The organism is Acinetobacter sp. V116_7, from assembly GCF_056735735.1.
In genome coordinates this window covers 399,857-413,055 of record NZ_JBWZIF010000028.1, presented here as the reverse complement: position 1 = coordinate 413,055, position 13,199 = coordinate 399,857, and the positions used below count along the sequence as shown (strand labels likewise).

Genomic DNA, 13,199 nt, shown 5'->3' with positions numbered 1-13,199 from the left:
AACAAATAAAATAGGAGCTTATAAAAGCTCCTTTTTTATTTTCAGGAATTAAGCCGACATTTTTGGTTTAACCATATTATTAATCGACAAGATATCATCAAGCACTTGTGCTGATAATAAGCCTTCGTTTTGAACGAGTGCTAATACACTTTGTCCAGTTTCATTTGCAGTTTTAGCAATACGAGTTGTAGTTTCATAACCCAAATATGGGTTAAGTGCAGTCACAATACCAATTGAGTTTTCAACTAAAGCTTTACAATGTTCAGGGTTCGCCGTAATCGTATCAATACATTTACTTTGGAACATTGCCATCGCGTTACCAAGCAAATCCATAGATTCAAATAGTTTGAATGCAATAAGTGGTTCCATTGCATTCAACTGTAATTGACCAGCTTCAGCAGCTAAAGTTACAGCCAAATCATTTGCAATAATTTGGAAGCAAGCAAGGTTCATTGCTTCAGGAATAACTGGGTTTACTTTACCTGGCATGATCGAACTACCCGGTTGACGTGCTTCTAAGTTAATTTCATTGATACCAGTGCGTGGACCACTTGAAAGTAAACGCAAGTCATTGGCAATTTTTGAAAGTTTAGTTGCGGTACGCTTTAATAAACCAGATAAAAGAACAAAGTCACCCATATCTGAAGTTGCTTCGATTAAGTCAGGAGCAGACTTAATTTTCTTGCCAGAAATTTTTCCAAGCGCTTGAATCGCAAGTTCACGGTAACTATATTCAGTGGTAATTCCTGTACCAATCGCCGTACCACCAAGGTTCATATAAGCTAAAACATTTGGAATAAGCGTATTAATTTGTTCAAGATCTTTTTGTAGAGTTACTGCAAAAGCACCAAACTCTTGACCTAATGTCATAGGCACAGCATCTTGTAACTGAGTACGACCCATTTTTAAGATGTGAGCAAACTCTTGAGATTTATTACGGAAACTTAAAATTAAGTTATTAAAAGGAAGGTTTAATTCATCTAAGCTTAATAACAAACCTAAGCGAATCGCAGTAGGGTACACGTCATTTGTTGACTGTGACATGTTAATGTCGTTATTAGGATGTAGATATTGATATTGACCTTTAGAATGCCCCATATATTCTAAAGCAACATTCGCCAATACTTCATTTGCATTCATATTGGTTGAAGTACCAGCACCGCCTTGCATCATATCAATCGGGAACTGGTCGTGAAAATTACCGCGAATAAGTTGATTACAACTGTATTCAATCGCTTCAAATTTAGTTTGATCTAAGCTTTTAAGATTATAGTTCGCTTCAGCACAAGCAAGTTTTACCATTGCTAATGCTTTAATTAAATGTGGGAAATTTCCAACTTTGCTTTGTGTTAAGTTAAAGTTTTCTAGAGCACGTAATGTTTGAACTCCGTAATAATCATTATTATTGATTTCTCTATAACCAATAAGATCCTTCTCAATACGGGTGGTAATTTCAGCGTTCATCATTAAACTTCGAATTAGTAGAGTAGATAATTCATATTAGATTTCGAAATGCTTCACTTCTAATGCATTTATCAAGTTAATTATGCATTTTTTGCATATCAGTTTTTTCCTTTTCTAAACCTAAAAATAAAAAAACTTTTTTATTCACAAATTATATCGAAATTTTATTTTATAAATTAATGGTTTACTTTTTAGATAAATTAAAAATAAAAAGTTCGATGATGAACTAAATGAAGATGTAATTTGAAAAAGAGCTGCATGCAAAATTTTAGACTTGTTAATTTAAGTGAAATATCAACTAATTTAATGAGGGCAATTAAAATGGAAGTGTAGTTTACCTAACAAATTTATATAAAAATGTGATGCATTTCACATAAAAGACACTATAATACGAAAAAATCTTAGTTTTTAAGTTTATGTTAAAAGTCACAGCCGCATTAATCATTTTGGGTAGTTTTACATACTATGTACTTTTTCATGGTGAAGAGAAAAGTGAGTCTAAAACTTCCCGTTTACTTAAAGACGCGGAGCAATCGATTGCTTCTGCTGAAAGTTCAGTAAACAAAGCAAATAGTATTGTACCAATATCTTATAAATAGCCACGGTTACTCAGCCTAACTATTTTATATTAACCATCAAAATATTGTTTTATCTAAATTTTATTGAAATTTAGATAAAAGACTGTATGTATAGAGACAAAATTCATGAGAATGAAGTTTATCGCCTATGATCCCAAATCTGGGGAAAAATTAAGCTTAAAAGAGCATATCCATCACATGGATAAATACACCACTTATATCTTTTTTAGTGATGAAAAAGATAATATGGTATTCAATCCGCAGAAAAAGCAAGTTTTTGAAATTACTCAATATACAGCGAATATGATGGTTGAAATTTCAAGAAAGCTATATTATTTGATTGGTGAATATTAAAAATTTATTTCAGGTCAATATAGGGTAGATACTTTAGTAGAATAGTCAGGTTTATTTAGTTGAACTATACTGCAAATATATCTTCTGATTTTAACTAGTTGATTAGGTCAGAAAGCTTAAATCCTGAAATAATCAAATTAGCAAAATTTTAGTTTTACAGTCCGTATTCTTCCCCAAGGTGCGGACTTTTTTTATAAAAATTAAGACTTGATAAAACGATGAGGGTATTTTTAGTTTTTATTAAAGCTTAAATGGTTATTTACTTGATTTATATCAACCTTACTTTTTGATTTAAAATAATTTTTAGAATAATAATTTTATATTTGTATGAGTTGTTGCGCTAAATGAAAGTCTTTTATTCTCTTACACTCTTTTCTATGTCAGAATTATTAAATACTTACTTTTATCGTTTGGCTTTGCCATCCTTCCATCGCATTTTTGCAGGTACTCCCATGTTTTATATTTTTCATTCATCTATCCAGCTATTTATTCAGCTTCCCAAGCAGACAAATTAAGGACATAACTATAAAAAGGGAATGCAAAAATGAACTTAGAAGTACGTTGGGTAGAAGACCTTTTGACACTTGAACGAGAGCGTTCTATTTCAAAAGCAGCCGAAAAACGATTTATTAGCCAATCTGCTTTTACGCGTAGAATTCAGCAAATAGAAGAGATGATTGGAGCTGAAGTCATTATTAGAAATAATAAAAATAATATTGAATTTACAGACATCGGTCGAATTATGCTGGTCATGTCTAAAAATATTGAGAAGCAGGTAGAAGAAACAGCCAAGCTGATTAAAAACATCAAAAATGAAACCGAATCTACGATTCGTTTTTGTGTAGTCCACTCATTAGCATCGGGTTTTTTAACGACTTTTTTAAAAAAATTCCCAACGTTTATGCGTGATTTAAAAATCGAAATTGTAGCGACGAATAGTGGTGAGGGCTTATCTCTTTTAAAAGAAGGTGCTTGCGATTTTATGATTTGTTATGCAGATCGATCTAATATTAATCGTGTTGGTGATGATATTTTAAGTGGGATCAAGATTGCTGAAACAGAGATTGTTCCTGTCTCAGCTACCGAAGCGGATCATACGCCTAAGCATACAATTCAGAATAATTTTTCATTGCTTGCTTATAGTAAACACGCTTATTTGCGAAAATTGGTAGATCAACTGATCGAAGGCAAGTTGAATTATAAAACCTTATACGAGACTGATAATGCAACGAATTTGAAAGAGCTTGTATTACAAGGTCTAGGTGTGGCATGGATTCCAAAAATTAATGTTGAGGAAGATCTTGCGAACGGAAAACTGGTCATGTTAGATCATCATGAGTATTGTCTTCCTCAAGATATTTATATTTTTAAAAATAATTTGAGTGATAACAAATCAGTTCAGCAAATCTGGAAAGGTTTTCAAATTCAGCATGATTAAATTTTAAAAAATTTATAACGGTATGAGCTGTATTCACTAGATTTATATACGAAGTAACCAAATAAAGGGGCAATGCTTTTGTCTTTATGATGAAAGGCTTTATAAAGCATTGCCCATAGTCTAGATTCTTTGTTAATTTAGGCGATATATCAATAATCTAAAAACAGGTTTAGCATTTTTATTTAAGTTATATCTGTTTTCAGTCCTTTTTGAATGGATTATTTGATCCAGACGGAGACAATTTTGTTTGATCTAGATAGTAGATTACTAAATATTTTTTATCATATTTATCGGTTTAAAAGCGTTTCAATGGCTGCCGATGCTATTGGCCTTACACAACCGAGTGTTAGTAATGGACTGAACAAAATCCGTCAGCATTTTAATGATCCGCTTTTTATTCGTGTTGGAAATGAAATGATTCCAACCGAATTGGCTAAAGAAATCTTTCCACTTATTAGTGAAGTGATTGATAAAGTTGAAAGCATTAATAACTTTAGTGTGAACTTTGATCCGCTAACTTCAGATCAGCTTTTTACAATTGCGATGACAGATGTGTCTCATCTGGTGTTATTACCGCAACTAACCAACTATTTAAAAGAGAAAGCACCTTTAATTCGTTTGAATATTCGGCCCATTACACCAGAAACCAGCTATCAAATGGCAAATGGTGAGATTGATCTTGCAATTGGCTTTTTACCCCAATTAGAAGAAGGCTTTTATCAACAAAAGTTTTTTAAACAGCATTATGTAGTGATTAGCTCTAAGAGCCATCCTCGTTTAGACCCAAATAATTTTACTTTAGATGATTATATGCGCGAGTATCATATTGATATTGATGCTGGAATCGGACATTACCATATTAAGAATGAATTACAGAACAAAGGATTAGATAGAAATATTTTAATTCGCTTACCGAGCTATCTTGGGGTAGGATTAGTCGTTCAAGAAACAGATGCGATCGCAACGGTGCCGTATTATTTAAGCCAAGTCTTATTGGTGAGAGAAAATTTACAGATTTTACCAGCACCTCTAGACTTCCCAACTTATGACGTTAAACAACATTGGCATATGTCTTGCCATCATAAAAGTAGCCATAAATGGTTCCGACAAACCTGTTATGAACTTTTTAAAGTCTAAAAAAGAAGGTGTAAGAAAAACTCTTACACCTTCTGTGTGGTTTGATTTTTTAGATTTCAATTGCGACAGCTGTAGCTTCACCACCACCAATACATAACGCGGCAACACCTTTCTTTTTACCTAGGCGTTTTAAAGCATAGATAAGAGAAAGAATAATTCTTGAACCAGTTGCGCCAATTGGATGGCCTAAAGCACAAGCACCGCCATGGACGTTTACTTTTGCTTCATCAATGCCGAGTTCATGAATTGGGGCCATTGCTACCATTGCGAAAGCTTCATTAATTTCCCAAGCATCTACTTCATCAACTGACCAACCAGCACGCTCAAGCACTTTTTGAATTGCACTAATTGGAGCAATGGTAAATTCGCTTGGATGTTGTGAGTGAGTAGAGGTTGCAACAATTTTCGCCAAAGTATTTAAGCCATGGCTTTGAGCATATTCTTCTGTGGTAAGTACTAATGCAGCAGCACCATCAGAAATGGAGCTTGAGTTAGCAGCTGTAATTGTTCCGTCTTTACTAAAAGCTGGGCGCAATGTTGGAATCTTCTCAAGATTAGCTTTTAATGGCTGTTCATCTTGATCGATAACTTCTACACCTTTACGTGTTTTGACTTCAACAGGAACAATCTCTTCTTTGAAGTAACCTTCGGTAATGGCAGTTTGCGCTTTTTTCAAAGAAGAAATCGCAAAGTTATCCATTTGCTCACGTGTAAAACCTTTAGTGTTTGCCATGTCTTGAGCAAAAGAACCCATTAAGCGGCCTGTTTCAGCATCTTCAAGACCATCTAAAAACATATGGTCCTTAATTTCACCGTGACCCATACGGTAACCACCGCGAGCTTTCGGCAGAATATACGGCGCATTAGTCATAGATTCCATGCCACCTGCAACAATAATATTGGCACTACCAGCTTTTAAGGTGTCTGAAGCCATTAACACCGCTTTCATAGCAGAACCACATAGTTTATTAATGGTGACCGCACCCACATGATCTGGTACACCAGCTTTACGCATCGCCTGACGAGCAGGACCTTGACCTATGCCTGCACTCAATACGCAACCAAAAATAACTTCATCTACTTGTTCAGGTGCAACACCTGCACGTTGAATAGATTCACGAATTACAGCCGCGCCAAGTTCTGGTGCAGTTAAAGCAGATAGGCTGCCTTGAAAACCGCCCATAGCAGTACGACTACCTGAAACTATAACAATTGAACTCATCTTAATATCTCTTATTGATGTATTTGTTAAAATTGCCTTTAGCCGAAACTAAAGACTCCAGTAAATTAAAAAGTGGGTGGGGTGTAGCTAAGCGTTCTTCCAAAGAACCACAATAAAAATAAAACTAATGGAAAATGCACAACGAGCTGAGTGACTGTAAAACCAATCACATCTTTTGCTTTTAGTTTTAAAATGCCTAACATTGGAAGCATAAAGAATGGATTGATTAAATTTGGTAAAGCTTCAGCTGCATTATAAATTTGTACAGACCAGCCCAAATGAACTTTTAAATCATTTGCTGCTTGCATGACATATGGTGCTTCGATAATCCATTTTCCACCGCCAGATGGTACGAAGAACCCAAGGATGGCAGAGTAAATTCCCATCACAATTGCAAAGGTTTCTTTTGATGCGATTGAAACGAAAAACTCGGCAACATAATGAGACAGCGATAAATCCTGACTGTTTAAAGCTTGCGTCATAATAAAGGCGATGCTTCCGTAAAGTGGAAACTGAATTAAAATTCCTGATACGGCTGGAACTGCTTTTGCAACGGCATTTAAGAAGTTTCGTGGTGTTCCATGCAATGCTAGACCAAGCATTAAGAACACAAAGTTGTATGTGTTTAAGCTTGAAATAGCAATGATTGGATTACTTTTTGAAAACTCAAAAAACATCCAAATTACACCTAAAGCCACTACAATAATCGTTAAAATAGGTGAGTTTTCTAACCAGTCACCCGGACGCGTTGATTTCTCCTCATGTGGTTTGTCTTCTTCAAATTGCAAATCAAAACTATCAATCGTTTTAACATTATTGCCTTTTGGAGCTGAAAAATATGCAATCGCGATTGAAACAATCACTAAAATAATAGTCATCGCAATTGATTGCCAAAGGAAAATCGTTTCGGTAAATGGAATAACGCCAGTCAGATTGTAAATTGATTCAGGTAAACTACTTTTATTTGCCTGAAGCTGTGCTGCTGAAGAGCTAATTCCAAGTGCCCAAGTTGCACCCATACCAATAATGGCCGCTGCCGCAGCAGCACGGTAATCCATATTCAGCTCTTTACGTTTTGCTAATGCAATTACTAAAAGCGCTGTAAGAATTGTACTAACAGCCCAATTGACTAGTGAAATTAACAAACTAACCGTTGCTACCAAAACAATAGCACCACGTCCAGAATTTGGAATACGCGCCATTTTTTGAATCAGAAATTTTACGGGCTTAGAAACAGAAACGACATAACCTACAATAATGAGCATTGTCATTTGCAGGGTAAAGGGAATAAGACTCCAGAAACCATTCCCAAAAGAAGTCGCGACATCGTGAATTGGCGCACCAATACCTAAAGCAGCAACTGACACGATAATGACGCCGAGTAATGCAAAAATATATGAATCAGGAAACCATTTTTCAGACCAGTCACTAATCCGAAGAGCAAATCTTTCAAAAATTCCTTGCTGTTTTTCCATAGCTGAAAAATCCTTCTCATTCTTATTTATAGACAGCACATCCGGTGCTTAAAAGGGTTAAGACTCAAGCTCACTTTCTAACTTAAGTCTTTATTTCTTACTAAAAATTTAATTTTATGCGACTAAGGTTTTATAAAATTCGACGCCTGTAACAGCTTGAATCTGTTCAAGCGTGACATCTTTAGCAAGTTCAATCAGCTCTAAGCCTTGTGGAGTAATGTCCATTACACCTAGGTCAGTAATTACGCGATGAACCACACCTTTACCTGTTAAAGGCAAACTACAATTTTTCACAATTTTTGGCGTACCATCTTTTGCGCAGTGTTCCATAAGCACTACAACTTTTTGGACACCAACAACCAAGTCCATTGCGCCGCCCATACCTTTAACTTTCTTACCTGGAATCATCCAGTTAGCCAAGTCACCATTTTTAGAAACTTCCATTGCACCTAAAATGGCAATGTTGACATGGCCACCACGGATCATGGCAAAAGATTCTGAGCTTGAGAAAAAAGCAGCACCAGGGCGAGCAGTAACTGTTTGTTTACCAGCATTAATCAAATCAGCATCTACAGTTTCTTCAGTTGGAAACTCGCCAATACCTAATAAACCGTTTTCAGATTGAAGCCAAACATTAATATTTTCAGGGATATAGTTGGCAACTAGAGTAGGTAAGCCAATACCTAAATTGACATAAAAACCGTCTTCAAGTTCTTTTGCAGCACGTTGTGCCATTTCATTACGTGACCAAGCCATTTTATACTGCCTCCGTGCTTAAAGTTTTATGCTCAATGCGTTTTTCAGGTGATGCATTCAGTACAATACGGTTTACATAAATTCCCGCTAAATGGATTTCATCTGGATCCAATTCACCAATTTCAACAACCTGTTCAACTTCTGCGATTGTAATTTTTCCAGCCATCGCACATTCAGGATTAAAATTTTGAGCAGTTTTACGAAATACTAAATTACCCGCTTTATCTGCTTTATAGGCCTTAACAAGAGCAACATCTGCTGTTAAAGATTCTTCTAAAATGTAGTTTTTGCCATGAAAAGTACGTTCTTCTTTACCTTCGGCAATGAGTGTACCGACGCCAGTCTGAGTATAAAATGCTGGAATTCCTGCACCGCCAGCACGTAACTTTTCAGCTAAAGTACCTTGTGGTGTAAGTTCTACATCAAGTTCACCATTTAAATATTGGCGCTCAAACTCTTTGTTTTCACCAACATATGAAGAAATCATTTTTTTGATCTGTTTGGTTTGAAGTAAAATACCTAAACCAAAATCATCTACGCCTGCATTATTCGAAATACAAGTAAGACCACTCACACCACTTTGTTTAACTGCAACAATCAGTTTTTCAGGAATTCCGCATAAACCAAAACCGCCAACGGCAAGTGTTTGATTATCTGCAATAACGTCTTTCAGTGCTGCCTCTGCATTGGCATAAACTTTATTCATTCTATTGTTATCCTATATCCCTTAGTGATCTTAGTTTTAGCATCTCAATTCGTGTTATAGAAGTTAATTTTTTTAAATGATTAATAAGTATAATCAATGAATACTATCAAATTACCTACAAAAGATCAGACGAACATAAAGCAAAATACTTTAAAAAATCATCTCATAGCATTGAAAATTATAATAATTAGTAAATTTAGCTTAAGCATCTGCTTAGCTCATCCTAAAATGCAGTCTTTAATTTTTTAAAATTTATATTGAACTAAAGCCTCAATAAATTGAGTCGAAATATTTGAAATTTCAAAGTTCTTTTTATAAACAATTCCTACAGTCTTATGAATAGATTCATCCTTTAATTCAATCAACACATTATGTTCTTTATCAATATGTTTAGCGAAGTGCCTTGGAATCGCACTTACTCCAATTCCGTAAGCAACGAAACTTGAAAGTGATGAAATTTGATGACATTCAACTTTCAAATCGAGCGTTATATTATTTCGCAAACAATTTTGCTCAACTAAATATCGGACAATTGAAGGTTTTTGTAAGGTCACGAATGGATTTGAACAAAGCTCATGCCATGTAATAGAGGACGATTGAGCAAGTGGATGAGTCTTAGGTAATAAAGCTAAGAAATCCTCTTCAAACAGAGGCTTGAATTCTAAGCCCTCGGTGAGATCAGGTTCAAAGCAAATACCAAGTTCAAAAATACCGTCTTGTACTTTTTCTATAATGGTTTCATTTGGAATATCTTGAATTGAAAAGTTCAGGTTGGGATGAAGTTCTAAAAATTGATGAATTACCTCAGGTAAAATTGCATGAGTCACAAAGGGCATTGAGGCGATACTTAAGGTTCCACGATTAAGCTTAAAACGTTGTTTGACATCATTTTCCATTTCATCCCAATTGGCGAGTAATTTTTTAGCATAGGGAATGAGAGATTTACCTTCTTGGGTAAGCTCAACACGACGTGTATTACGGTTAAACAATTTACCGCCTAACTCTTCTTCTAAACTCTTGATGGTGAGACTTAAAGCAGACTGGCTTAGATGTAGCTCTAAAGATGCATTAGCATAGTTGAGTGTACGCGCAAGTGCTAAAAAAGCTTTTAATTGTTTAAGCGTCATTTCATTCCTTTAGATTGCTCAGCTCATCTAGAAGGGTAATTTATACGAAAATTTATCTAATATGATGTTTTTTGACAAAAATTATGAAAAAGATGTAGAGAACAATGATACAGATTAACTCATAAAACATAAAACCGAACTTTCACCGCTAGTACCTACATTAAAAACTGAAATGTAAGATTAATAAATATTAAATACATTACTTAAACTACCTTCGTGTGGTTTTTCATTTTCTGAACTGTTAAATTTTATTCATAATTAAAATGGATAATTATCATGCAAAAGATCATTGCATTAAGCTTAGTTTTTTTATTAAGTGGGTGTGTAAGCCCAACTGCTCAAATGGTTAATAATAAATTTAACGAAGAGCAGCCTTCAACACCTTCAATATCAGGTATATGGACGATTTCAATTGGCCCAAGCATATCAACCATAAAACTTGATTCAGATGGCAATGGAGTACTTTGTGACGATACTAAAGGACATGTTGTATTCAACAAAGTTAAGTATGCAAATAATATGATTTACATTGAAAATGGTATGATTCTAGACGTTAAGACTCTTAACAAAGATATAATTGAAGCTAGAACAATTTTAAGCGCCTCTAGTTCAAATATGATCTACAAAGCTGATAATGACTTAAAGGTAGCTTCATTAAAGTGCGCTAAAGAAATATAGATAATGACCTTCGTAAACCTGAAATGGTTTTTTATTGCCTTGAGAAAAATAAAGTTGGCATAAGGATCCTGTCCGGCCATTGTTGTTGATCCTTAAGTTATATTGCCATTAAAAGATCTAAGAAAGGTAATTAAGTCTTACAAACAGCTTTTGTAATAAATTGTGGTAGATTCTTAACAGTTAAGGTTTTGATAGTATTTTCATGTACCATTGCGACATTAAAAAAATAAAATCTCAAAGGTAAAATGAAATGAATAAGATAACCCTAGTTTTGCTAGCAGCTCTTCTTTTTTGTATTTTAGCTAACTATGAAAGTTTCAACTTATTAAAACTTCATGAAACTGCCAGTAGTGAAATTAACAAAACTCTTCCTAAAAACTAATCTACCTAATGATGTTTTTTTTATATCTTAAGCTCTTAAATTTTAATTATTAATAATAAAGGGTAATTTTATGAGAAAAACTTTAATTGGAGCTTTATTCTTGACGTTTGGAGCCTCGGTAGGTGCAGCATCAAAAATTGAAAAAGAGGAAACAAAAAAATTCTCAACTATGAAGCAGTGTATTGAATGGTTAGATTCTAAATATCCAAATAGTAAATGGCATAAAGATGGAGGCACGTCTTGGAGTTTAGAAAATGATAATTCAAATTTTTTATCTGGGATTACTCATGTGCCTAGTGAAGAAAATAAAAAGCTGATACATCCGATTGCGATTTATTGCAAATTAAAAGAAACAAGTACAGATGGTGTCTTTTATGAAGGAAAATATATTGTCATAGAGGCTATTTAGTCTCAAAATTTAATTGAAAAAAACCACTCAATGAGTGGTTTTTCCATAACTGAAAAAAATTCAACAAACTCATTACCAAAAACAATTTCTATATGATTGGCTTGCTAATCCAGTAGTGATTTAAAAACTTTAAGGAATGACTATTTCCTAAGCTTTTATCTTATTCGTACAGCTATATGTTATGACGGCCTGACTTTAGTTTTCTTTGTCAAAATCTTGATAATTTTAAAAACTTGATTATCTAGCTTTATCTTTTGATGAACAGTTGCATTGTCGAGCTGATCCCACAACTCAAATGGGAAAAACTCTGAACTATGATCAAATACCCATAACCATTGATAACTATTGTTAAGGGTATTTACATCAAAACGTACATCCTGAACTTTGACAATCTTAAGTTGTTTATGATGTTCGTTTTGAAGAATAATTTCATGGTTCTCCATTAGACATCCACAAATTAAAGACAATTCTTGATTTTACTAATATTAAAAGTTTCTGATGAGTTGATTAGGTTGGTATTCATTTACAAAAGATTTCTGGTTGTTAAAGTTTGTCATTTTCAAAACGATAATAATCTTTACTCTTGAAATACAAGGTTTTAAATAGGTCAGGTTGTAAGCGTGGTGTGTAGCTGTCAGAATGCCCAACTGACATATATCTTCGAGTTATCGCTATGAGTTTAATAGGCTTTATGTATGCAAGTAAAACCAATAGTGAACATAGTCAAGTAAAACAAGATTTAATTGATATCCTCACAGAAGCAGTCAAATTCAACTCTTATAATGATATTACGGGAGTACTTTACTATGGTAATGGGTATTTCTTACAGTATTTAGAGGGTGAGAAAGAACAGGTTGAATCACTGTTTTATAATTCAATTTTGAAAGATTCGCGGCATCAGAACTGTGAAATAATCTTTTCAGAACCTTCCGAACAGCGGTTATTTAAGCATTGGAGTATGAAATTTGCTCCTATAAATACGAAAATAAAAGATTTCTTTTTTCATCATCATGTCGATGAATTTAACCCGTATTTGCTTAACACTACATCAATTCCTTCTTTTATTGAATTGCTTGTAGATCAACCAAATCTTAAAGCTGATCAATATCAAATTTAATCAACGATAGGATATGAATTAGAGTAGTTTTTCTACTTAAAAAGCCCTCTTTAGAGGGCTTTTTAAAGCGCTGGATGAAAAAAATAGCTAAAAAAACAACAAATGGGGACTCTAAAAATGAAGTTAACGAAAATTACTCAAATGTGTAATTCTATTTTGCTCATACAATCAATATAAAATCTAAACCCTTTTGAACTTGGCTACAGATAAAAAAGCAACTGTGATGCAGAATGAATTGACTATAATTCCAAAACTTGATGATGAATGGGTAACTATTACAGGTTCATTTCGAATTATTCATCTTCAACACGACCTAGTAAGTACAATCTGGAAATGTCAGTTGAGGAAGGTTTAGG

At 34.1% G+C, this 13,199-nt stretch carries 14 protein-coding genes and 1 pseudogene; 8 read left to right on the top strand and 7 right to left on the bottom strand.

Translation table 11 applies throughout. The features are described from left to right. Positions 1 to 48: 48 nt before the first annotated feature. Complete coding sequence (locus tag AC1PJP_RS15895) at positions 49 to 1,467, bottom strand: aspartate ammonia-lyase (RefSeq protein WP_004792497.1); 1,419 nt, start codon at positions 1,465 to 1,467, stop codon at positions 49 to 51. Between the two features lie 413 nt (positions 1,468 to 1,880). On the opposite strand from AC1PJP_RS15895, the gene AC1PJP_RS15890 reads away from it, so the two are divergent. The 4 genes from AC1PJP_RS15890 to AC1PJP_RS15875 all read left to right on the top strand — a co-directional run bounded on the left by AC1PJP_RS15890 (position 1,881) and on the right by AC1PJP_RS15875 (position 4,971). Next, on the top strand, positions 1,881 to 2,063 hold the full coding sequence (locus tag AC1PJP_RS15890) for a hypothetical protein (RefSeq protein ID WP_005305057.1): 183 nt from the start codon (positions 1,881 to 1,883) through the stop codon (positions 2,061 to 2,063). Positions 2,064 to 2,174: 111 nt separating this feature from the next. Then, complete coding sequence (locus AC1PJP_RS15885) at positions 2,175 to 2,396, top strand: hypothetical protein (protein WP_479768249.1); 222 nt, start codon at positions 2,175 to 2,177, stop codon at positions 2,394 to 2,396. 544 nt (positions 2,397 to 2,940) lie between these two features. Then, on the top strand, positions 2,941 to 3,834 hold the full coding sequence (locus AC1PJP_RS15880) for a LysR substrate-binding domain-containing protein (RefSeq protein WP_005305060.1): 894 nt from the start codon (positions 2,941 to 2,943) through the stop codon (positions 3,832 to 3,834). 243 nt (positions 3,835 to 4,077) lie between these two features. Continuing rightward, positions 4,078 to 4,971: a LysR family transcriptional regulator gene (locus tag AC1PJP_RS15875; protein ID WP_003651675.1), complete on the top strand. Its 894-nt coding sequence runs from the start codon at positions 4,078 to 4,080 to the stop codon at positions 4,969 to 4,971. 49 nt (positions 4,972 to 5,020) lie between these two features. Here AC1PJP_RS15875 and AC1PJP_RS15870 read toward each other — a convergent pair whose 3' ends face one another. From AC1PJP_RS15870 to AC1PJP_RS15850, 5 genes are all read right to left on the bottom strand, one after another. Further along, positions 5,021 to 6,193 carry a thiolase family protein gene (locus AC1PJP_RS15870; protein ID WP_174756113.1) on the bottom strand — a complete coding sequence of 391 codons (1,173 nt, stop codon included), beginning with the start codon at positions 6,191 to 6,193 and terminating at the stop codon, positions 5,021 to 5,023. Between the two features lie 65 nt (positions 6,194 to 6,258). Next, positions 6,259 to 7,668 (bottom strand): short-chain fatty acid transporter, encoded by a 1,410-nt coding sequence (locus tag AC1PJP_RS15865; protein ID WP_250374182.1) that lies wholly within the window; start codon positions 7,666 to 7,668, stop codon positions 6,259 to 6,261. Positions 7,669 to 7,782: 114 nt separating this feature from the next. Further along, the gene (locus AC1PJP_RS15860; RefSeq protein ID WP_282496779.1) at positions 7,783 to 8,424 is read right to left on the bottom strand and encodes a 3-oxoacid CoA-transferase subunit B; all 642 of its coding nucleotides are present in this window, start codon (positions 8,422 to 8,424) and stop codon (positions 7,783 to 7,785) included. A gap of 1 nt (position 8,425) precedes the next feature. Continuing rightward, a complete protein-coding gene (locus AC1PJP_RS15855; RefSeq protein WP_282496778.1) occupies positions 8,426 to 9,130 on the bottom strand; it encodes a CoA transferase subunit A in 705 nt (234 codons plus the stop codon). A gap of 245 nt (positions 9,131 to 9,375) precedes the next feature. Next, a complete protein-coding gene (locus AC1PJP_RS15850; RefSeq protein WP_005305071.1) occupies positions 9,376 to 10,257 on the bottom strand; it encodes a LysR family transcriptional regulator in 882 nt (293 codons plus the stop codon). A 276-nt stretch (positions 10,258 to 10,533) separates the two neighbouring features. Between AC1PJP_RS15850 and AC1PJP_RS15845 the strand changes: the two genes are divergently transcribed. Further along, a complete protein-coding gene (locus tag AC1PJP_RS15845) occupies positions 10,534 to 10,935 on the top strand; it encodes a J517_1871 family lipoprotein (RefSeq protein WP_282496777.1) in 402 nt (133 codons plus the stop codon). 452 nt (positions 10,936 to 11,387) lie between these two features. Continuing rightward, entirely contained in the window at positions 11,388 to 11,726 is a 339-nt protein-coding gene (locus AC1PJP_RS15840; RefSeq protein WP_282496776.1) for a hypothetical protein, read from the top strand. Between the two features lie 179 nt (positions 11,727 to 11,905). On the opposite strand, the gene AC1PJP_RS15835 is transcribed toward AC1PJP_RS15840, so the two are convergent. Beyond that, complete coding sequence (locus tag AC1PJP_RS15835) at positions 11,906 to 12,169, bottom strand: hypothetical protein (RefSeq protein WP_282496775.1); 264 nt, start codon at positions 12,167 to 12,169, stop codon at positions 11,906 to 11,908. A 230-nt stretch (positions 12,170 to 12,399) separates the two neighbouring features. Here AC1PJP_RS15835 and AC1PJP_RS15830 point away from each other — a divergent pair, with 230 nt between their 5' ends. Beyond that, a complete protein-coding gene (locus tag AC1PJP_RS15830) occupies positions 12,400 to 12,843 on the top strand; it encodes a BLUF domain-containing protein (protein ID WP_198496392.1) in 444 nt (147 codons plus the stop codon). A 98-nt stretch (positions 12,844 to 12,941) separates the two neighbouring features. Further along, positions 12,942 to 13,198: pseudogene (locus AC1PJP_RS15825) on the top strand (glutamate 5-kinase); the annotation flags it as partial. Position 13,199: the final 1 nt, after the last annotated feature.